Source organism: Paraburkholderia sp. RAU2J (assembly GCF_003634845.1).
GTDB classification, from domain to species: domain Bacteria; phylum Pseudomonadota; class Gammaproteobacteria; order Burkholderiales; family Burkholderiaceae; genus Paraburkholderia; species Paraburkholderia fynbosensis.
Genome location: NZ_RBXG01000003.1, coordinates 498434 through 519087 on the forward strand (window position 1 = coordinate 498434; position 20654 = coordinate 519087).

The 20654-nt window shown below is 59.9% G+C and carries 23 protein-coding genes and 3 pseudogenes; 11 read left to right on the forward strand and 15 right to left on the reverse strand.

Going from position 1 to position 20654, the window contains the following annotated elements; all coding sequences use genetic code 11:
* The 5 genes from B0G69_RS33700 to B0G69_RS33720 form a co-directional block, all read right to left on the reverse strand.
* The gene (locus tag B0G69_RS33700; protein WP_121324466.1) at window positions 1–633 is read right to left on the reverse strand and encodes a PIG-L family deacetylase; all 633 of its coding nucleotides are present in this window, start codon (window positions 631–633) and stop codon (window positions 1–3) included.
* Entirely contained in the window at window positions 633–1547 is a 915-nt protein-coding gene (locus tag B0G69_RS33705) for an NAD(P)-dependent oxidoreductase (RefSeq protein ID WP_158609027.1), read from the reverse strand. The genes B0G69_RS33700 and B0G69_RS33705 overlap by 1 nt, the downstream gene beginning before the upstream one ends.
* A 902-nt stretch (window positions 1548–2449) precedes the next feature.
* Entirely contained in the window at window positions 2450–2806 is a 357-nt protein-coding gene (locus B0G69_RS33710; protein WP_347232534.1) for a MarR family winged helix-turn-helix transcriptional regulator, read from the reverse strand.
* A 286-nt stretch (window positions 2807–3092) separates the two neighbouring features.
* Entirely contained in the window at window positions 3093–4085 is a 993-nt protein-coding gene (locus B0G69_RS33715) for a DUF4238 domain-containing protein (RefSeq protein ID WP_158609028.1), read from the reverse strand.
* A 390-nt stretch (window positions 4086–4475) separates the two neighbouring features.
* On the reverse strand, window positions 4476–4844 hold the full coding sequence (locus tag B0G69_RS33720; protein WP_121324469.1) for a response regulator: 369 nt from the start codon (window positions 4842–4844) through the stop codon (window positions 4476–4478).
* A gap of 356 nt (window positions 4845–5200) precedes the next feature.
* Here B0G69_RS33720 and B0G69_RS33725 point away from each other — a divergent pair.
* A pseudogene (locus B0G69_RS33725) lies at window positions 5201–5365 on the forward strand (CinA family protein); the annotation flags it as partial.
* A gap of 315 nt (window positions 5366–5680) precedes the next feature.
* The gene (locus tag B0G69_RS33730) at window positions 5681–5980 is read left to right on the forward strand and encodes a hypothetical protein (RefSeq protein ID WP_199731454.1); all 300 of its coding nucleotides are present in this window, start codon (window positions 5681–5683) and stop codon (window positions 5978–5980) included.
* A gap of 31 nt (window positions 5981–6011) precedes the next feature.
* On the opposite strand, the gene B0G69_RS33735 is transcribed toward B0G69_RS33730, so the two are convergent.
* Complete coding sequence (locus tag B0G69_RS33735; protein WP_241991606.1) at window positions 6012–6713, reverse strand: hypothetical protein; 702 nt, start codon at window positions 6711–6713, stop codon at window positions 6012–6014.
* Complete coding sequence (locus tag B0G69_RS33740) at window positions 6706–7149, reverse strand: DUF2231 domain-containing protein (RefSeq protein WP_121324470.1); 444 nt, start codon at window positions 7147–7149, stop codon at window positions 6706–6708. Before B0G69_RS33740 ends, B0G69_RS33735 begins: the two co-directional genes overlap by 8 nt.
* Before the next feature lie 442 nt (window positions 7150–7591).
* On the opposite strand from B0G69_RS33740, the gene B0G69_RS33745 reads away from it, so the two are divergent.
* The 6 genes from B0G69_RS33745 (at window position 7592) to B0G69_RS33770 (ending at window position 11682) form a co-directional block, all read left to right on the forward strand.
* Window positions 7592–8092 carry a flavin reductase family protein gene (locus B0G69_RS33745; RefSeq protein WP_121324471.1) on the forward strand — a complete coding sequence of 167 codons (501 nt, stop codon included), beginning with the start codon at window positions 7592–7594 and terminating at the stop codon, window positions 8090–8092.
* A 183-nt stretch (window positions 8093–8275) separates the two neighbouring features.
* A complete protein-coding gene (locus B0G69_RS33750; RefSeq protein WP_277873616.1) occupies window positions 8276–8599 on the forward strand; it encodes a rhomboid family intramembrane serine protease in 324 nt (107 codons plus the stop codon).
* A gap of 66 nt (window positions 8600–8665) precedes the next feature.
* Entirely contained in the window at window positions 8666–9565 is a 900-nt protein-coding gene (locus B0G69_RS33755) for a DUF72 domain-containing protein (RefSeq protein ID WP_121324472.1), read from the forward strand.
* A 216-nt stretch (window positions 9566–9781) separates the two neighbouring features.
* Window positions 9782–10231 (forward strand): DUF3597 domain-containing protein, encoded by a 450-nt coding sequence (locus B0G69_RS33765; RefSeq protein ID WP_121324474.1) that lies wholly within the window; start codon window positions 9782–9784, stop codon window positions 10229–10231.
* Between the two features lie 190 nt (window positions 10232–10421).
* Window positions 10422–10646, forward strand: a complete 225-nt coding sequence (locus B0G69_RS40835) for a hypothetical protein (RefSeq protein ID WP_147440812.1) — start codon at window positions 10422–10424, stop codon at window positions 10644–10646.
* Between the two features lie 166 nt (window positions 10647–10812).
* Window positions 10813–11682 (forward strand): YihY/virulence factor BrkB family protein, encoded by an 870-nt coding sequence (locus tag B0G69_RS33770; RefSeq protein ID WP_241991687.1) that lies wholly within the window; start codon window positions 10813–10815, stop codon window positions 11680–11682.
* A 271-nt stretch (window positions 11683–11953) separates the two neighbouring features.
* On the opposite strand, the gene B0G69_RS33775 is transcribed toward B0G69_RS33770, so the two are convergent.
* The 3 genes and pseudogenes from B0G69_RS33775 to B0G69_RS33785 form a co-directional block, all read right to left on the reverse strand.
* Window positions 11954–12232, reverse strand: coding sequence for a hypothetical protein (locus tag B0G69_RS33775; RefSeq protein ID WP_121324476.1), 279 nt, complete (start codon window positions 12230–12232; stop codon window positions 11954–11956).
* A 264-nt stretch (window positions 12233–12496) separates the two neighbouring features.
* Window positions 12497–12931, reverse strand: a pseudogene (locus B0G69_RS33780) (DUF2252 family protein); the annotation flags it as partial.
* Window positions 12928–13629 (reverse strand): glycosyltransferase family 2 protein, encoded by a 702-nt coding sequence (locus B0G69_RS33785; RefSeq protein WP_121324478.1) that lies wholly within the window; start codon window positions 13627–13629, stop codon window positions 12928–12930. The gene B0G69_RS33785 and the pseudogene B0G69_RS33780, both read right to left, overlap by 4 nt.
* A gap of 757 nt (window positions 13630–14386) precedes the next feature.
* Between B0G69_RS33785 and B0G69_RS33790 the strand changes: the two genes are divergently transcribed.
* Window positions 14387–14683 carry a CsbD family protein gene (locus B0G69_RS33790; RefSeq protein WP_121324479.1) on the forward strand — a complete coding sequence of 99 codons (297 nt, stop codon included), beginning with the start codon at window positions 14387–14389 and terminating at the stop codon, window positions 14681–14683.
* 103 nt (window positions 14684–14786) lie between these two features.
* Window positions 14787–15161 carry a phage holin family protein gene (locus B0G69_RS33795; protein ID WP_121324480.1) on the forward strand — a complete coding sequence of 125 codons (375 nt, stop codon included), beginning with the start codon at window positions 14787–14789 and terminating at the stop codon, window positions 15159–15161.
* A 263-nt stretch (window positions 15162–15424) separates the two neighbouring features.
* Here B0G69_RS33795 and B0G69_RS42855 read toward each other — a convergent pair whose 3' ends face one another.
* The 5 genes from B0G69_RS42855 to B0G69_RS33820 form a co-directional block, all read right to left on the reverse strand.
* Window positions 15425–15553, reverse strand: a complete 129-nt coding sequence (locus B0G69_RS42855; RefSeq protein ID WP_277873600.1) for a hypothetical protein — start codon at window positions 15551–15553, stop codon at window positions 15425–15427.
* A gap of 92 nt (window positions 15554–15645) precedes the next feature.
* On the reverse strand, window positions 15646–17394 hold the full coding sequence (locus tag B0G69_RS33805) for an ATP-dependent DNA helicase RecQ (RefSeq protein ID WP_121324481.1): 1749 nt from the start codon (window positions 17392–17394) through the stop codon (window positions 15646–15648).
* Between the two features lie 53 nt (window positions 17395–17447).
* A complete protein-coding gene (locus B0G69_RS33810; RefSeq protein WP_121324482.1) occupies window positions 17448–17984 on the reverse strand; it encodes a hemerythrin domain-containing protein in 537 nt (178 codons plus the stop codon).
* Between the two features lie 252 nt (window positions 17985–18236).
* A complete protein-coding gene (locus B0G69_RS33815) occupies window positions 18237–18749 on the reverse strand; it encodes a phasin family protein (RefSeq protein ID WP_121324483.1) in 513 nt (170 codons plus the stop codon).
* A gap of 153 nt (window positions 18750–18902) precedes the next feature.
* Window positions 18903–19787 carry a manganese catalase family protein gene (locus tag B0G69_RS33820; RefSeq protein WP_121324484.1) on the reverse strand — a complete coding sequence of 295 codons (885 nt, stop codon included), beginning with the start codon at window positions 19785–19787 and terminating at the stop codon, window positions 18903–18905.
* A gap of 438 nt (window positions 19788–20225) precedes the next feature.
* Between B0G69_RS33820 and B0G69_RS42325 the strand changes: the two are divergent.
* Window positions 20226–20590, forward strand: a pseudogene (locus B0G69_RS42325) (serine hydrolase); the annotation flags it as partial.
* Window positions 20591–20654 lie beyond the last annotated feature (64 nt).

Consider the following 20654-nt stretch of genomic DNA (forward strand, 5'->3'; position numbering starts at 1 on the left):
TCAAAGGAAAAAGCGTGCGATGTGAAATGCTTCCGCGGCATGGGCGCCGATATCGTCACCCCGCGCCTGCATACGGCGCGCGAGCGCCTCGGGCGTTCGTCCGCCCGCAAGCTCCGTCGAATAGAAGCCCATGGCTTCGCGCTTTCGGCTAACGTGCCGTTCCTCCAGGACCGACCACATGTTCGGCGCGAAGCTGGGGAAGAAGCCCTGCTCCGTCGAAGTCGAAACCTCGAACAGATAGACATTCTTGCGGCGGCGAAATGGCCGTGTTGCGATTTCCACAGCACGGCCCACACTGCCGTGGGCCTGGTTGCAGTCACCTGGCCAATGCGTAAAGATGGTATCCGCCCATTCGACCTCGGGCATGATCAGATCGTGCAGATGATGGACGCCCGCCTCCAGCGATCTTTCGTCCACAAGCTCGTCGGCAATCAAAGCGTGCACCCCCAAGTGGGTGCAGCTGCTCCTGAAGGCGTCCTCCAGTTCCACCCAATGCGCAACGCCACGCGGATCGTTGCGCCTGATGGGTAGCAGCACCCGCACCTCGTGCCCGTCCTCGGAGAGCTTCGAAAGCGTTCCGCCGCAGCCGATCACCTCGTCGTCGGGATGGGCAACCACGGCCAATATTTTCATCAGGCCGCCTGGAGTTGTGCAAACGCTCTGCTATACCATCCCAACGTGTCGTGAAGCGACACCGTCCAATCCAGGAACCGCAAATCGCCCAGCAACGCCTTCAGCGGCTGCATGTCGGCGATCAACCTGGTCTCCGGTGTCTCGCCACGCCGCATGGGCAGGTGAATGACGCCTGCACCATTGCTGAAATAGGCGTTCACCGCCGCGGCAATCTCGTTGACGCTCAGACCGATGCCCCGTCCCAGGTCCATCGGCTCCAGACTGCCGCCCGCCTCGACGAAATCCACGGTCAGACGGCCGATATCGTCCGAATGGATCATGTCGACGATCTGCTCCCCGCTGCCGAAAATCTCGATGGGCATTCCCTTGCTTGCACGTTCCGCAAACGATGGAATGATCTTGCGAACCGGGCCTGTGGCCTGACCAGGGCCATAGGCATTGAAGTAGCGCAAGCTCGAAATGTTGGACCCACCCTTGGACGCGTACAGCTTCGCGAACTGCTCCGATGCAAATTTGGTGATCGTGTAGGTGTTGAGCCAGACATTCGGCTTGGACGGATAGAAGAGATTGGGAACACAATTCTGCACGCAGGCGGCGAACACATTGACCGCGCCGATGACATTGATCTGGATTCCGGCCATGACATCGTCGTCCAGTTCCGTCGTCCCCAGCTTGCCCGCAATGTGGTAGACGGAGTCGTAGCCCTCCGTCAGGTCTAGCATGGCTTGCGCGTCCATGATGTCGGCCTGCACGACCGTCACCGCGCCATCGCCAAACAGGGCGTGGCATTTCGCACTATCTGCATACTTGTCGGCGATCGTCACGGGTTTTCCCTTGGCGATCAGATGGCGTACGATCGCGGCGCCCAAGAAGCCCTGACCACCAATGACAAGCGATTGTTTGGCATGGCCCAATTGCAGTCCCCTCGTTGCGGTAGTGTCGGAAACCACCTTACATTATCGTAGGTTGGTGGCGCACTTCCGTGCGTTCGTGCACAGTCGCGCGAGCCAGATTCTGGGTGCGAGACGCGGCGTCAAGGGATTCCTGGACATTCGACATCACCGGTAGATGGACACACGCTCAACTGCTTCGACAATGTTATCAACCTAACAGACCAAACTGATCTCTATTAGGCCAATACGGGAACATACGGCTCCAGGCGGGATTCCACCGACGCTGCCCGAGGCAACGGTTCGACGGCCTGAAAAATGCGCGTCTTTTACCGGGCCACAGAACGCCCTTCTCTCACGACGGCGAACAAACATCGCAATAGCCGCGATTGCTGGGCAGACCAGCAGCATGTCCTCGCAAGTAACGTCGGGCGCGACGCACTCGTGATATTTTTCCCGCAACCCGAGTGAGCCAGAAGAAGTTCAATGGCAGCCTCTCGGTGGCGGATTCGACCGGCCGATGCAATAGTTTGCTAGACAAACGAAGAAGCGCACGGCCGCCAATAGCGTTTGCGGCGAGACTTCGCTTGCTCAGCGCGAACAAACGGTGATGGCTTGTACAAAGGCGTCTTGTTCAGCGGAATTCTGAAAAAAGCTTCAAGACTCGTGTGCTCATCGCTCGCGATCTGCTGAAGACAAAGGTGGTTATTTGCGCGAGTGCTTACTGGCGCGTAGGCGACAGCCACGAGCAACGACGCGATCGCCACTAGCGCGACGGCGATGCCTACGGTCCATCGCACTGCATCCCCGAGCTCCACGATCGTCGCTGCAAACCTTGAAAAGAAATCGTACTTTGTGTCGATACGTTTCTCATTGGTCTTTCCATATAGTTAGCAAGACAATTATCTGAGTTAGTAACTCAGGCATCAAGAAAGTGCCCTCCTGACACCGCGCATGCTGGAGACCGCTGATTCGAACAGTCCAGGCCCAACTTTCGCACGCAGTGCTCTCGCAATTTCCGCGCTAACGTCGTTGATCGGCCGGTCGAGCGCCTTTCCTGCTCGGGTCGGGTAGACGCACCATTCCCTGCCATCCGATTCGGCCTGACGACGTTCGACCAAACGCTCATCAGAGAGGTTGTCGATAAGTCGGGTAGCGGTGGGACGTGCAATGCCTAATGTGTCCGCAACCTGACTACTCAGGCATCCGGGCGATGCAAGCACAACGCGCAGTACAAAGCCCTGCGCCGGTGTCAGCCCGAACGGCGCGTACACATGGCCCATTCGCGCTCAACGAGGCGCGCGAGTGCCGACGAATTGAAGTAGAGGCAATGATCAAACATGGAATCATTAAATCCCAATAGGGTTAGCAGGCAACTAAAATTTAACGTCCTTTCGCAAAGAGTATGGCGTGGGATCTGCCAGAAGCCAAACGACCGCTTTGCGCTAAGGCGAACCAGAAAGAGGCTCGCCCGGCGACGCGAACGGATACACGACGCCGTAGCCGACCACTGAACCCGAATGCCAATGCAATTCACCGGAGGGTGGTGCGCCGAGCGGCGCGCGCCGCTCATCCTGACCGCTGCAACATGGGCAGCAAATCCTGGCCACGGCACATCACGAGATGTTCGTCCAGGAATCGGAACGACTCGGCCACAGCATAGATTTGGTGACCGGCATAGAAAACTGTCCGCGAGTTGATGCCGGCGACCGAAGCGGCCGGAAGCGCGAGCGTTCCCACGCGGCCATCGAATCGCCCGCGCATGACCAGGTCCTTCGTAAGCGGAAAAAACACCGATGTCCCTTGAAGTCCGAAACCGGGTACATAAAAGCCGGTCTCCATCTCCATGTCGTCCCAGGTCAGCGTGACGGGACGATCGGATGTGATGAACCCGCCCGAGCCACGCGCGGCTCTTGCCACCATCCAGCTACGTCGATGCAGCAGGTTGTACAGGGTGGTCACTGACTGTAAATCCCGCGCGAGGTGCTCGGTGGTGTGCGCGGCGATGGTCTCGTCGTCTTGCTCGACGAAGTTCATGAGTTCCTCGTAAGTGAAAGCCGCCGCGCCTTCGATGCCGGCCGCGGCGGCTTTCTCCTTCTGTGATTCCCAGCCCTGCCGATTCGCAATTGCCAACTCCCTCAGCCTGCGAGCGCTCTCTTGCTTGTACTGGCGCATAATTTCCGTGCGGTCCGGGTTAAGCACCGCCAACTCCGCGATCAGTCTGAGAACAAGCGCGCGGTCGGCGTCGTCCGAAAAGTCGCCCTTCCTGTTGATGCGGGCCAGCGCTGAAGCCAGTTCCGATTCGAACTGCGCGTAGCCCAGGTCCGCGGAACAGGGATCCTCTCCGTCGAGTTCGATCTGATTGAATTCGCGTTCTGCGACAACGCTTTGCGGAGTCACGACGAAGGCACGTTCGCGCGCAGAGTCGACGACATACAAGCGCGAGTTTTTATCGTGGTTGCGAGTAAACCCGCTGAGATAATACTGGAGAACGCAATCATGCTTGCGGGCTCCTTCACCTTCGTCGTGTTCCGAGGTACAGCCTGATTTGGCCTTGGACACCGAGCCTCCAGCGTGAGGAATGGTGATCAGATCGCGTAGGCGAGTTTGTCGCCTGATATTCAGGAGGCCGATTTGGGGCTGAGCGAAGTATTTTTCTGCGCCGACTGCGCGCTACGGAGGGAGCGAACTTTGGGCATGGAACCAATTACGAGCGACTGCCACATGTTTCGAGAACAAACCCTGTGAGGGTCACTAAACCAAACAGCGAAGGACGATCACTTCCTTCAGATGAAAAAGATCCCCGTCGCTCCTCAAATTGCGGAGCGGATGTCAGTGAGACCGGGAGTAACGCAGATCTGCGTTGTTTGCAGGCAAGCTTGCATCGGAGAGGCCGCTTGAGAACTCATCGCCAACCTCATCGCATAGCGCACGACGAGTCTTTCCGAAACACTATACCGCTTCGTGACTGGCATTCAAGAGGCGCTGCACCGAAGCTCGAAGCGTCTCAATAGATACGGGCTTGAGCCAGACCTCGTCCCAAATCTCTAGTTCGCGCGGCTCGATGGGTTCGGCGCTGGCAAGAATGAGCGGAATTCGCGCGAGCGCACGCTTCGACTTGAGGTGTCGGCGAAATTCAACTCCGTCCATCAAGGGCATTGACCGGTCGGTGATGATAAGCGCGGGCTTCTCTTTTCTCGCTACGACGAGCCCTTCAAGTCCATTGCGAGCACTGACGACTCGATAGCCGTCCTGGCGAAGGACGCCATTCCATACCGCCACCGAGTCCGCTTCGCCGGTTACAATCAGAATGGTTATCATTGTCGTTCCATCGTCGCCCGTGAGAGCATCGCGGAGATGCGAAGATCAGAATAACAATTCGCTGGCTAACGTTGTGTACGGTGACGCACTAGCGCAAGTGCGCAGCCCGGAAAATTCTCGCAGCGGACATTGCGGCCCCAGAGGCGCCGCGAAAAGAGCGCCTTCTCCCGACGATTCGACGGGGTACATTGGAGACTTTTGGATGCAGCAGGGGCCGAATTCGTCGAGATCCTAGCCGGGGAATGGGGGTGGTTTGGCGTTGGCACGAAAACGCGTCCGTACGAGTATTAGCCTGAGCAATCGTCCATGCGCCGAACAGGTGTCCGACTTGCTGCCGATGGAAACATAGGGTCCCGATGTGTGATGATGTGAAAGCGAATATTCCCCGCAGCGTGGTTGGGTTTCTGTCCTCGCGCGAACTCGTGGTCGCCACGGCGGGGTCCTGCATGGCCGGCATGATTGCCTCGCTTGTCGCCCGGGTGCCCGGCAGCGGCGCGTGTCTGGACGTCGGGATCGTGACCTGCGCCCGGCAGGGCGTGAGGCTACGCTCTATGCGCTGTCGCGCGTAGAGCATCATTTCGATCAGTTGCCCGACGCAGCGCATAGCCGGTCGATATCAAGGGCCTGATATTGACTGTCGCCACGACAAGCGTGCACCACGATGCGCTCCGCACCAAGAGGGTTCCTTGCCGTAGCCCGGCCCTGTACTGGCCTCGCCCGGCAATTTCCAGCGGCAAGGCGGTCACCAGGACGCAAACGGCAATGGCGGACATGTTTCTTGCTGCTCAGCCGTGGAGGGCCGAAGCGCCCTACTTTCGACGAAGCCCGGAGCGCATATGTCTTACCAATCCTCTACCCCGTACCGTGGGTACAGCATCGATGTTCACATCGTCTCGGCCAGGACCGTGTCGTTCCACGGCGTTGGGCGTCGCTACAAAGTCTCCTGGACAATCAGTTCATCCGGGACCTCCGCGCAAGTGACCGCCGGCTTTCCGGAGCGGCTGGAATTCATGTCCGAGCGGGAAGCGTTCGCGTATGCGAACAATCGAGCACACACGTTCATCGACTGCATGCTTTCTCAAGCACCCGGCATGCTCTCACCCGCTGAATCCGTGCGTGCACCTGCGCCCAACTGATGTCCACGCGAGCCGGGCATCGACGCTATGGCTAGCTGCCCGCCATCGTCACTCGCCAGACCACGTTACCGACGTCGCCGGCAATGACGACGCCGCCGTCACGGTCCTGGGCGAGACCCACCGGCGCGCCATGCAGTTCCGTTTCGTCATCCGTGAGTTCGATTCCACGCGCCGATATGCTCGTCTCGCCAGATTGGTACGGATACTTCAGGATCGCATCGGTGTCGGCAACATAGAGGGAGTCGCCAATGAGTTGCATGCCGAACGGCGAATGGAGGTGTTCGATGAATACGTGTTTGTCCCATTCGCCGCTACCGCCAGCGCGCTTGCGCAGCAGGGCAATCTGATTCACGCCCTTTGCTTTTTTTCCGGAACGGCTTTCGGTCAATCCCGCGATCAACTGCTTCGGTGTGGTCACGGCTTCTTCATTCGGACTGTTCGATTCCGCAACCAGAATGTCGCCGTAGGGCAGAACATAGACCTGGCGCGGATGATGAAGGCCTGATGCGATCCTCTCGATCTTCAGGCCATCCGCCACCTTTGGCGCGTCGCCGTCTCGCCATCTGACGTACCTCGGTACTTGCATCGGCGGTGTGAGAAAACTGCGCGCGGCTGGCATCGGCGGATTCGATCCGGCCTGGTGCTCTGCGTCATATCGGGCTCGCTCGTTGCATCCACCGGCAAACACCGCGAAGGTGACAAGGAAGATGCCGCTCTGGATGGATCTATTCACGAACGGCCTCCCTGAATCCCGACTTGCCCAATGCAAGCACGATCTGTCCAATGCTTAGCGACGCCACGGTGATCACCGAGAGAATTACGTTCAGCGGAACCATCGCGTAAGCATCGCGGCTGTGAACGAAGGCGTTGAAGATCGCCGCGATGATGCCCAGCAGGTTCAGCCAGAAATCGAGCTTTTCAAGCCGCGCTACCGGATAGCCCGACGGCAGCCAGACATGGCAGAGATTGATCAGGCGCGGCAGGATGGCGAAAAGCAGGCCGGTAGTGACAAGCCATGCAGCGCACTTACCCCAGAAAACATTCCTGGTCACCGCATAGCTAATGTCGAAAATCAACGTGCCGACGAAGAGCCCATACGGGATCGGATTGAACAGATCGAAGATCGCTGTGAAGAATCTCGATCGGTAGGTCGGAATGGCTGGAGTCATAGATAAATCCTGACTGACGGTGAAGATGCAATAAGCGACGCGCCTATAGGAGCCGGTCGCAGCAGAGATGGAAATGCCACCGCTCTCCCTTCCCAATGCATGGCGCACACGCAGGTATGACGCGTCCTGCGTTGAGCACGTCACATGCCTGAGGAATACGAGAAGCTGAGAAGCTGAGAAGCTGACACGCTCGCGCGGAGCGCTGCCAGATTTCACAACGAAGATCGATCCGGCGCTTCACACCGCGAATTGGAGTTGCCCGTTGGCAGCGGTCCAAAGGCGGCGATATGATGAGACGTCGTCGGCAATACTTCCGGCGATGACAGGCGAACAGTGAGTACATGACCCGGCATCCCGATGCTTCGATGCCGCCGATCATCTTCCGTCGTAGTGAACTGACACGTTCGCGGCTCCCCTCGCACTGAGAGAAAAGGATTGCACCATGGCCGACGGTATCGCAGAACTTTTCCGGCGTTTGACGGCTGGCGTCTATGTAGTCGGCGTGGCTGACGATGGTCGTCTCGATGCGTTTACGGCCAGTTCGATCATGCAGGTTTCGTTTTCTCCGTTGCTTCTGGCGATCAGCATCAACCCGGAACACGAGTCCTACAGGCTTCTTACTGGAGGTCGGGTATTCGCCGTAAGTGTACTGCGTGCGCAACAACAGGCGCTTGCTGAGCACTTCGGCACGCAGTCGGGCCGCACTTTCGACAAGCTCGCGTCGATATCCTGGCGGCCCGGCAAGACCGGCGCGCCGCTGCTGGTCGATGCACTGGCTCACTTCGAGTGTCAGGTGGTTAGTGACATCGAGGCGGGGGACCATCGGCTAGTGATGGGCCGCGTGATCGACGGAGCGCTAGTCAGTCCGGACGGTGAACCGCTGATATACGCTAAGACCGGCAACCTGGACATGAGCGCGGGTCTCTATCCGCAGGAGTTTTGATAGTAAGTTGTGTTTATCCTTCTCTCTTGCAGCGTCCTTGCCCTCTCACACACTCAGGCACAAGGCCCGCTGCCCCCTACGCAATGCGGACACCGTGAGCCGGTGCCACGTCGATGATTAGCCTCATCCACATCCTGCGTCGCTCGACGGTGTCCGGCACGCCGCCGGCACGCATGAGTAAGCATCTCGAACTTCTGCGAGGCGACCGCGGGCGCGATGCTTGGCGCAGGCCTCTGCGCGTGGCTATTCGGTGCACCCGGCTCCTTACACATCGGCGCGAGCGGGGTGGTATTCGGCTATGCCGGCTACCTGGTTGCGCGAGGTTACTACACCCGCAACATCGGTTCGATACTTGTGGCATTGCTCGTGATAAGCAGCTTCGCTTTCAGCATGCTGTTCGGCGTTTTGCCGCTCTATCCCGGCCTGTCGTGGCAGACTCATCTCGGCGGCCTGCTGGGCGGCGTTCTTGCAGCGCGCCTTGGCTCGTCCCGCCAATCACGTGCGTGACGACGCGGCCACCACGAGATGGTCCATCATCGCCCGGGAGGCTCCGCACTCGGATCAGGAGGCATCGTGAAAATACTTTGCGGGTCGGCTGGCTGGACGGATAAAACGCTCGTCGCGTGCAAGCGCTTCTATCCGCCCGACTGTAGAAGCGCCGAGGCACGGCTGCGGTTCTATGCGTCGCAGTTCCCGCTGGTGGAAGTTGATTCCAGCTACTACGGGATGCCCTCTGCGTCGAATGCAGCGCTGTGGGCGGAGCGCACGCCCGACGATTTCACTTTCGATATCAAGGCATTTCGGCTGCTGACCGGACATCAGACCGTCCGCGCGTCTCTGACAAAGGACATCGCGACGGCGATCCCGGAGACGGGCAAAAAGAACCTCTACTACCGGGATATTCCGGGCGAGGTACTTGATGAACTCTGGCGGCGTTATCGCGACGCGCTCGAACCACTGCGCCGCGCTGGCAAACTTGGTGCTGTTCTTTTTCAGTTTGCTCCATGGCTGAGCTGCGGCCCTGAAGGAAACGCCCACGTCGAAGAGTGTGCGGACCGAATGCAGGGATATACGGTCGCGGTAGAGTTTCGCAACAATTCCTGGCTGGACGACAAACACGCATCCAGCACATTGGACCTGCTGAGGCGATACAAGCTCGTACACGTGATCATGGATGCGCCTGCAGAGGTCACGAACCGCGCGCATACCGTGTGGGAAGTGACCAATCCTGATCTTGCGTTCGTGCGCCTGCATGGCCGCAACGCGGATACGTGGAACCCGACCGGTGCTTCCACTGCCTCGACACGCTTCGACTACGACTACAGCGACGGTGAACTGACGCAGTTATCTGGACCCATCCGCGATATCGCCAGCCAGGTGGCAACGACGCACGTGATTTTTAATAACTGCCGCGAAGACCAGGGGCAGCGAAACGCGCGCACCCTGATGGCGATACTTGGTCAACGAGTATGAACGGCATGGTGAAGCTCGGAGAAATCTTCAGGCTGCATCTTTGGACGCGTGCGGACACACGCGACAACCGGTTCCTGAAGCGTTCGCTGAAGCAAGCCGCCGAATTCCCGTTGCCGCCGGACATACTCACGACTCATCGCATTTGCGCCCTAGGCATGCCCGTTGCGCCGTGGTGATACCGCCCCGAGTGGACGGTCACGGACCAAGGAGCGACAAATGAGTATATTTTCCACCATCCTGAACAAGATTTTCCCGCACGACCATCCAGCCAACACGACCTCTGCCTCGACGACTGCCCCGGCCGCAACTGCGGCATCAGCACCCGGCAGCACTACGGTACCGGCAGGAACCCCGTCGACGCCACCAACTGTTTCGGCGCAGACGTCACAACCCTCGGTTGCGCCAATGCCGGCGGTCGACGTCGAGGCCGTGCTTACCAAGCTGCAGGAAGGAAGCGGCCAACAGCTGAACTGGCGAACGTCAATCGTAGACCTGCTCAAACTTCTCGGATTGGACAGTAGTCTCGATGCGCGCAAGCAACTCGCCGCCGAACTTCATTACTCTGGCAGCACCGAAGATTCCGCCGCTATGAACGTTTGGCTGCATCGGGAAGTCATGCAGAAGCTCGCAGCGAATGGCGGCAAGGTGCCCGACGAGTTGAAATAACGAACGTGTCTTGAAGAGCGTCCCGATCGACGGGACACTGGCCGCAGCATGGTCTGCGGCATTTTCATGCCCGCGGGGTCTTCATGCGGTGTCTCAAACGGCTTGCCGACCTAAACGAGGGTGACATTACGTTACTCACGCGCTCAGCCGAGATGACGACCGTCTCGACAAATTTTCACGCGTCCAGTTCGTGGAATACGCCTTGCTGCTGTCAAATCATTCCATCGAATCGGAGACCCAAATGGCCACCACCCCAAAGCAGGAAAACTCTGCAAGCGACAAGCCAGAAGACGATGTCGACCGGGCCGTTGAAGACACCTTTCCCGCCAGCGACCCACCAGCGACCGGAGGCACACCCCGGCTTGAGTCAGAGGACGGCGAGGAAGTCGACGAGGACCAGTCTGATCCGACGTAACCGGATACAAGACGCGAACACCGTAGACGCGCAGGATGCCGCCGAGGCGTCAGCGGGAAAAACAGGTTGCGAGTGCTTACCGCAGCAAGGCCGCACGGCCTGAAGCGTGAGGTTGCGCATGTCGAGTCAAGTGAACAGTCGAGCCGTTGCGCTCAAGCCATCATTGATGTCCATAGGGCGGGCTGCGCTGAGCAAATTTTCGGAAGACCGCTGCTCGATGATGGGGGCTAGCATCGGCTTCTTTTCCGCATTTTCTCTCGCGCCGACGCTACTCATCGTTCTTGCTGTCGCCGGATGGTTTTTTGGTCCGGACACGGCCAAGGGACGGCTCTTTGACCAAATCAAGGGCGTTCTTGGCAACGACGCAGCAAGCGCGATGCAATCTCTCGTCGAACATGCACACAGGTCAAGCGGAAGCGGCGTTGCCGCTGCGCTTTCCATTGCCCTTTTAGCCATCGGTGCATCAGCCACGTTTTCGTCGCTCAACACCGCCCTGGACGTCGTGTTCCACGCAGAGTCCGCTAAAGGCCTCGCCGGACTTGCGCTACTGCTGCGTGCGCGTCTGGTTTCCTTCGGCATGGCCATGGGGCTCGGCTTCCTGCTGGTCGTCTCGCTGGTTCTTGATGCGGTCATACAGTTCGCCGGTCACGCGATTTTTGGGGATTCAGGATTGGTTGTTGTTGCATTGGTGGGCGAATCTCTCCTCGGACTGGTTGTGCTTGCGATTGGATTTGCCGCCCTGATCAAATGGCTGCCGGACGTCAACGTGCAGTCTCGTCACGCGCTTGTGGGCGGCGTAACTGCCTCAGCACTCTTCACCGCTGAGAGGCATCTCTTTGGGTTCTATCTTGCCCATGCCGGTACGGCAAGCTCATTCGGCGCTGCAGGGTCGCTGGCAGTGCTGATGATGTGGCTATTTTTTGCGGCAGTCGTTTTCTTATTTGGCTCGGAAGTTACCGCCGCTCTCAGGGAGGCGTCGAAGGCAACGAGCAACAAGCCTAGCGAGAAACCGAAATGTGCGGACGGGACCACCTGACGGCTCTTGAATTTTTACCAACGCGAGCGTAAATCTTTTTACGTCAGTGGGGCCGTACGGGGCCGGCAGACTCGCGGTCGGTTTCTACATGCAAACATGCCTCGGGTTCAGACAAAGCGTGCTAGCGATGTGGCGCTCCTGCGGCGAGCGCCACCCGATATGCGGGCTCAATATGGGCCGTGTCCCTGCGTTCGCGCTTCTCCGTATTGTTCATGTTCTTTTCACGAACGACATGAACGGCGAATTGTCACGCTTTCTCCCCTTGCATCCTTCAACTTCCGCCCGAAGCTGGATTGGTTGCAGATGCCGGCGTCGCGGCGCTTGGCTTCTTGTGCATTTTCTTATGCGACGAGGCCGTACCGGCTGGCGCCATGGTGTTCGAGCCCGATGCACCCGAGACGGTATCGGTCGAACCAGCCGCATTCGGTTTGCTCATTCCCGTGCCACCTTGCCCGCCGGCCGCCCCGCCGCCGGCACCTTGCGCATAGACGCCTCCTGATATACCGATAAACAATGCCGAAAACAAAAGTCCCTTCGTCGCAACTCGCATGGCAGTCTCCTCAAGGCTTGGGCGGTCGTTAGCACCGGAAGGTGTGAACCCGCTTTACATTCAGCGCAATTCCCATGCCGTAGATCGGGCAAGTAGGAGCCGGAGTTCGCGATCACGTTGATCCACGGCGCCGGCGTCGTCGCCTGCGCTGCCCGTCGCGAAAGCGACAGCCATGTCGCTCAGTGTGAGCCACGATGCTTTTACGAACAAAACGCATGTGGCAGGTGCACCATCTGCTCCCCGCATACCGTCAGCCGAAATGATCTAGGCTGTCTCCAACGCATACCGACGACAGTGTTCCAGATAAGCCACCTCGTGGCTGCCGAGAAGTTCGACAACGCCATTCCAGAGCCAGGACGGCGTATCAATGGTTTTCGAGCGACCCCGCCGCGCTTCCCTGAGCCATGCGGCCCGAGTGGCGTGATTCATCTGCCGTCCATGCGCTTTGCCGACGACCTGCGCCAGACAGCGCGCGACGTCCATCGCTTCCGCCTGGCTCAGTTGATCGATCTCGAGTTTGATGTCCTGTGGGAGCAATTCCCGAATCACCACTGAACGATCCTGCACTCGGTCCGCGCGCATCCTCTCACCGAGAAATGGCGATAAATGCCGCGCTCCCTCGACGACACGCTCGGCATCGTCTTTCGGCATGCCAGTGCCCGCATATCTCGGTGCTGCGGCCTTCACCCCTTCCTTTACCTTCCGCAAGCCGTAAGCACCACTGTCTTCAGCTCAGTCGCCGCCAATCGGCGACTCACCTGACGCAATGCATCGCCGAATCCACCCGGGGCCCGCGAATCCAGTCGGGCGCTGGTAGTCACACGGGGAGCGGCGCTCCATGCAACCGTCACCCCGGCGGCAATCAACGCCTCCACCAAAGCAACGTCCTCGTTCGTTGCAAGGGGCTGAAAGCCCTTTACCAGCGAATAGGCGCTTGCGGACACGCCCAAATTTGCACCGTGGATATGGCGATGACCGTCGGCATCGCGATACGTCGTCACGAAGTTTTCGCGCACGGCGTCACTATGGCCGCGCCAGTCGGTCACACTGATCACGCCACAGACGGCGTCTGCGCGGCAGAGTAACTGCTGGACCAGCCAGTCCGGCGCGACGGTAGTGTCAGCATCCGTAAACGCGAGCCACCGTGCGCGCTCGGCCAACGCGGCAGCGGCCCCCGTCGCGCGTGCGACACCGACGTTGCGGGTCTCGACAAGTAGGACATGTGCGTCGAGTGCGTGGGCAACGTCACCGGTTGCATCAGTACAGCTATCGAGGACCACAAAGATTCTGACCTGTTCGCCAGCGAGCGCAGGATGCCGTGCGGCCTCGATGACCGAGCGCACGCACGCGCCAATATAGTCGGCTTCGTTATGAGCTGGAATGACGACACCGAGCATGGTCTTCTCCTGTTCCTCTCGGTCCGACCGCTCAGTTCCTGGCGACCGGCCTCTATTTCCCAACTACGCCGACCGGTATGAAACGCGTTCGGCCCCGTCGTCGTCGGACCGGACGACTTATGCATGGGAATGTCTTGTCGCATCGACAGGCATTGCCGCCCCGACGTTTCGCAGAACTTGTGCCAGCTCCTTGCAGCGGCCTGCGCGGGGATTGCATATGGGCAAGGGATCAAGGGATGGCTGAGTGGCCCGATTCATGCGGCATGTGAGGTGATTAGAGGAGGCCAACATGAAAACCCGGATCTTCACCTACGTCGAATGCTCATGCGGACATCGGGGAGCCCTCATCGAAACGATTGAAACGGGCGCTTTTCGAGCCAGTGGGCATCAGGCGCGGCTGCGCAAGTTGACCCACGCCGGTACATACGAGGGAGAGAACGTTCTCTTTGCCGCAATGAAGCCAGGCTGTCCGGCGTGTTGCCGGAGTCTAAGTCCGGACGACGTGGTCGGACGCAGTCAGTTGCAAGGGACGGGCGAAGTGCTGCGACTAGCTCGCGAATCAGAATCGTCGGACGTTACGATCGGTGCCGGGGGTTGACACCGAGCGACGGACCGTCAAGGCGGGTCCGACTTTTGCGCATCACCTGGCACGGCGTACCGCCCATCGAGTGAACGCTGTGCGAATAGCGAAGGCTCGACTATGCAAGTAGACGCATTTCCCTGTGCGGCCCGATCGCACCCACTTAAGGAGTAGGCAATGGAAACGACGAAAGGAGAAGGAGCGCTACGGGAGGCTGTCGGCGACGTGCAGCAAGCCGTCGGCGAGTTGCTGAGCGATGCTGGCGCGCAAGTCAGCGGCAAAGCCAAGGAGTTGAGCGGAAAGGCACAGCAACTCTATGCCGACATCGCGGATGTCGTTCGCGAAACCACGGTGGAGCGGCCATTCGCTGCGCTGGCGATTGCTGCCGGCATCGGCTTTGTACTCGGCGCGCTACGTTCGGCGAACCGTGGGCGGTCCAATAATTCAAGGGACGACTGGAGAGACCGGGAGTAGGACGATGGCGTCCACCCTTCGGCGCGAATGCCGGGGTAGAGACGACAGAGGTTGACTGGCCACTGCCGCGTTTGCGAAACAAACTATGTCGAGGAGTCCCGGAATGTCCATGCGTTCGAAAGTCACACAGTGGCGGAACGTCGGCAGATTCTGTGTCGAACGGGCCACCGATTATGGCGAACTCCTCGGTGTCGAACTGGAGGAGACCCGCAAGCGCCTTGTCCGCGAGTTAAGCGCGCTTGTCGCCCTCGCGGTCGCCGGCCTTTTTACCCTTTCGTTTGTGTGCATCGCGGTCATCGCGACGGCGTGGGGAACGCCCTATTTTCTTCAGGTGGTATGGGGCGTTGCAGCGATGTGGCTGGCAATCTCTATCGTCTCCCTCGTTGTCGTCCGCTCGCAGAAACCTGGACGATCGCTTCATGTTTTGCAGAGGGAAATCCGCGACGATCTCGACACACTGAAGGAGGCGTTGAGTTGAACCGCGAACATACCTCCAGGGAGGCCCAGGCCGCCATCCTGCTGCGCATGGCGGCGTCGCGCAAGGCGTTGCTTGCAGCGAACCGTGCTCCACCAGCGGTTCCGGCTGTTCGCGGGCAGACGCGCTCGACTGTGACCGGCGTCGTGACTTCGTTGGCAGAGGCACCGCGCGTGACGCTTCTCCTTGCGTTATGTGTTGGCGCAATCGTCCTCGGACCGAGGCGGACCGTGAGCATTGCGGGCCGCTCGGGAATCACCGCATGGCTAGGCCTTGCCGCGCGGAAAGCGATCACCAGGGACGTTTAAGTCGCCGCGTGCAAAAGATGGCGCGGCCACGTCCATGCGGAAAGTCACGCCGTGCGTCTGCATAGTGAAGTCCGCGTAGTTGTTCATCGCGACGGCTCAGTTAGGGCGGCGCTTGCACCGACCGCCCTTCGACGGCCTACCCCGCCGTCGGGATTAAAGCTGAACCCGCTGCAGAGAAGCTAAACCGGCCGCCGTGCCGCCCTCACATAGCTCGCCATGAACGTCCGGGTCCTGCCATCCGGAAACACGATCGCGACCTGCTCGCCGCTCACCAGCGCCACCTCGCCCGAGCCAAACCTCGGCACGCGCACAGCGTCGCCGGGTGACCAGGGCTGCGGCTTCGATGCCCCATTGGCTACTTCCGCGTCGACCAATGCGTCGCCCACAGTGATCGACCGCTCCACCGGCGCGATTTGCGGCGGGCTCAGGCAGTTGTCGCACACGCCGCAGCGCCGCATCGAAGGTGTGTCGCCGTAGTACGCCAGTATCACGCGCCAACGGCATTGACCGCTCTGCGCGTAATCGATCATCTGTTGCAGCGTTTCCTTGTCGCGAACGCTCCTTGCTTCGAATTGCCCGGCGGCTTTCGCCACCGCTTCATGCGCGCTATCTCGCGCACCGTCACGTGCTCGCAGGCGATAGCGCCGCTGCCGGTCGCGCGCCACAATCCGCGCATCGACCAGCATGTTTAGCGCAACCTCCAGTTTGCCGCGGCCCACGTCGGGCAGCGCGTCCTTCAGTTCGACGAACGTGGCGCCTTCGCCCGCCTCTTTGCAGCGGCCCGCGAGCGTGTCGTACAGGCGCTGCGCGAGTTCGACGCTTGGATACCTGCCAGCGAGAAAGAACTGGTGGATGCGCCGGTCGTTCAGATCGAACAGCAGCACGCAGTCGGCGGGTTCGCCATCGCGACCGGCGCGGCCGGTTTCCTGGTAGTAGGCATCAAGGCTGCCCGGCATCTGATAATGGATCACAAACCGGATATCGGCTTTGTCGATGCCCATGCCGAACGCGTTGGTGGCGACCATGAGCCGCGCCGAGCCTGACATGAACGCGTCCTGCGCAGCGTCCCGCGCGCTCGGAGTCAGCTTGCCGTGGTAGAGCGCCACTGACTCCCCCGCATCCGCGAGCCACGCGTAAATGCCCTCGGCATCGCGTACCGTCGCCGTGTAGATAATGCCGCTCCCCGCGTTCGACGCGATCACCTCCCGCAACTGTTCGCGCTTGGCCTGCGCGGCCCGCTCGGCACCATCTTTACCGCCGCCCACGCTGACCTGCACGACGCGATAACGCAGGTTCTCTCGCAACGTGCCCGTGCGGACGATGCGTGGGTCGCGCAACCCCAACGAACGTGTGACATCGTCGAGCACAGGCTGGGTTGCAGTCGCGGTCAAAGCGAGTACCGGTGGCTGGCCGAGCGCCTTGACGGCGCCGGCAATGCCGAGAAACGCTGGCCGAAAGTCGTGGCCCCATTGCGAGACGCAATGCGCTTCGTCGACTACAACCAGCCCTACGCTTTGCGTTCCGCCCGCCCGCAATACCTTCATGAATGCGGGCTGCGCGAGCCGTTCCGGCGTGACGAACACGATGCCGCTCCTGCCATCCAGAATGCGTTGCAACGCCGCCCGTTCTTCGCGCTCGCGCAATGTGCTGTTGACCAACGTACACTCGATGCCCGCAGCCAGCAGTTTGTCCGCCTGATCTTTCATCAGGGCGATGAGTGGCGACACGACCAGCGTCGTGCCGTCGAGATGCAATGCCGGCAACTGGTAACAGAGGGATTTGCCGGCGCCTGTTGGCATCGTCGCCAGCGTATCGCGCCGTTCCAGCACGCTGCGAATGATGTCTTCCTGACCGGCGCGTAGTCGGGCAATGCCGAACATGTCACGCATCGTCTTGCGCATGCTGCGAAGCCGCTGCTCTAGCGTCATGGATGTTTTCTATTTCCCGTTTGCGTGCGCGACAGGCTGTTGCGCTGTAAAACTCAGAGCGTCGCGGTCTTGTCGCCCACCGCCTTGCTGCCCGCCCTATCGAGCTTGCTTTGCAACTCGGCCTTGCGTTTCGCCATCCTGTCGCCAAGCGCGCGCAGATTGCATTTCGACTTGCGCAGTTCCGGGAAGAGTTCTTCCTCTTCTTCCTCGACGTGATGGCCCACCATTTCGCTCATCACCTTGAAGGTCGCGTCGAAGCCCTTGTCGCCCGCCTTCATGGTCTCGAACTTCGCGATCAGGGTCTTGACCAGAAAGTGCTCGATATACGCTTCTTCGACGTCGATTTTGTCGCTGTCCGGCAACGTCTCCTGAGCGGCCGGATAAAGCAGTTCCTCTTCGAGCATCGCGTGAATCGACAGCTCTTCGCACGCGCGTTGAGCGAGTGCGGCCTTCGCTTCAACGTCGTCGTCAGCGGCTTTCTCGAACGCCTTGAAAAGTTTTTCGACCGCGCGATGGTCTGCCTCGAGCATGGCCAGCGCGTCCGGCGAACCGGATCCTGTCTCTACATTGTCCTGTTTTGTCGCTTCCATACTTGTCTCCTGGGTGATGCCGTTTGGCTCCCGGCCGGAATGTCGCAGCCGACTCGATGTCGAGCAAGCCATATGCCCGGTGGCGGACGAACCAGCAATGCGCAAAGTCGCAATTGACGCTTCGTCGTGAAGACGCGTTCGCCTACCAGCCAAGCGCAACGATCGTTCCCATGCCTGCGCCGGCCCGCGTCGTCGCGGGCGCGTAGCGAGGGCCGGGTAAAGGCCCGCCTGTTGGCGGGCGCCGATCCGATGCTAGTGCAGGTCGCTGCGCACCTCCGCCGAAGAAACGACCTTGCCCGAACTATCTACGATGACCCCCGGCTGCGCGGCGTCGACCGCCGGTTGCCCCATCATGAACAGGCTCCACTTGCCGAGCCCCTCCTGAGTGGCCACCGTGCCGGGCGCAACGTCGGCCATTTCGGCGAACGTCCTGAGCGCGCTGCCAAAGTGTGTCTGCATCGCAGTGAATAGCCCGATTCCGGTCTGTGCAGCGATATCTTCCACGTGCCGCCAATAAGCAAACGTCTTTTTAACGGCAGCCGGGAATTGCCGGGACTGGAGATCGACCACTTCACTGAGCGATTGTGCAGAAAGTGCGGCGTCGGCCATCGCTTGCTGCTCGGATAATGATGTTTTTACTGTCTGTATGTTGAGCTCAACAACTTTGGTGAGCCCGTCGAAAACTTCGTTGTTGCAATCGAAGGCCGCTTTGACGGCAGCATCACGTCGACGCGAGGAAAGCTGATCGGCAGTATCAAGGTGCATAGAGGCTCCGCTATAATTGGGCGTGCACAGCGCCGTAATACGGCATCGTCCGGGCGACCCCGTCGCGCCATTCGTGCTGTGCGGGTGAATTCGAAATCATGCACCGTCGCCGGAATTGCTCTTCTGGCGACGGTGACTACTCTCTCAGTGCTTTTATTTCGCTACTGCTGCATCCTGTCCAGCGCCCAGGTCTGCGCCGGTGACGGGGTCGGTTTCGGTCGCCGAAGCCGTGCGCGCCGCCATCGCGGCCAACACCTCGAGTTCTTTTTCCGAAACCTGAACGCTCGCGAGGCCGTCGCCGCCGTCGACTGCCGGTTGCGGCGTGTCGACGAACTCCCATCCCGGTCCGTCATTCCACGGACCACGCGGGGCGTCCTCGCCATCGGACATGTTGTAGTAGACGTTGGTAAATTCGGGAACGCCCGGCAACTTGCCTTGCGGGAAATTTGGCTGGATCGAATGCAACGCTTTTTCAAATGATTTCTGATGGGCAATCTCGCGGGTCATCAGAAAACCAAGGGCCTCCTTGATGCCGGGGTCATCGGTCACATTGAGCAGACGCTCGTAGACGATTTTCGCGCGCGCTTCCGCGGCGATGTTCGATCGCAAGTCCGCGGTCGGCTCGCCGATCGTGTCGATGTAAGCGGCGGTCCACGGCACACCCGCGGAGTTGGTCAACGCCGGGCCACCGCCGTACAGGAGCGCCGTGGTGTGCGAGTCGTTGCCGCCGCCGGTGAGCGAACGGTAAAGCGCGGCTTCCTCTTCGACGCCTTCTGCAAGCTGACCTTTCGCGCCCTTGTTGAGCATCGCGACGATCGACCCGATGATTTCCAGGTGACTGAGTTCTTCGGTCGCGATGTCGAATAACATGTCGCGCCGGCCGGGGTCGTCTTCGCTTACCGCCTGTGTGAAATACCTACACGCTGCAGCCAGTTCTCCCTGCGGGCCACCGAACTGTTCAAGCAGCAGATTGGCAAGACCGGGATTGGGCGCCGCTACGCGCACCGTGTACTGAAGCCGTTTATTGTGCACAAACATCGCATTTCTCCAGAAAACGATTGTGGGTTCCACCACCGCAGTTCTTGCCGCCGGGAGCGGCAGAAGACACTCCGGAAGAGGACGCCTTGGATGGAAATCGAATGTATGGGCGATGACGAACGCGTGTGCGGAATGCCGCCGACCCTGATCTCAGAGCAACTGCTCTGGCGTGATGTGCGCGCAGGAACGCAACGGGAAACACCTGCGCCTGGGACTGCGCATGCGTCATGCCCGGGACGTCAGTCGGATCGGCGTGGCGCAAGGGCGGCCCGAATTTGGCCCTGACGCACGATGAGCCGGGCTGTCTTGCGGGTCAACGGCCGCGTGGCCGACAGCTCTGTGGACACACATAGGCCGGAAGAAACTGTCGCCACAAGACGCATAACGCTGGATAGAGTTGGTTCGATTTTTTCCAATACTTCGCGGAATAGGAGTGTGGTGGACTCGGCGGTACGGCCGGTGATAGAGAAATACCGTATTCCCGGGATGGCAGTCGGCATCTCTGTCGCGAGACAGTCGTACGTGTTCAGCTACGGGATCGCGGCAACGCAAACCCGTCAGCCTGTCACGCGTGACACATTGTTTGAACTCGGACCGGTAAGCAAGACATTCACGGCAACGCTCGCGTCCTGGGCGAAGGTCAGTGGCAACATTTCCCTGTCGGACGCAACGGCCAAGTACCTGCCATCCCTGCAAGGCAGTAAATTTGCCAGCGTAAGTCTTCTCAATCCGGACAACGCACACTCCAGTGCGGACTTCCGTTGCAGGTACCGGATGACATTCAGAACAACGATCAGTTGATGCGCGAGCGCCAACAGGAAGAATGGCGACGCGCTGGACGCGCCGCACACGGGGGCTTCAGTTCTT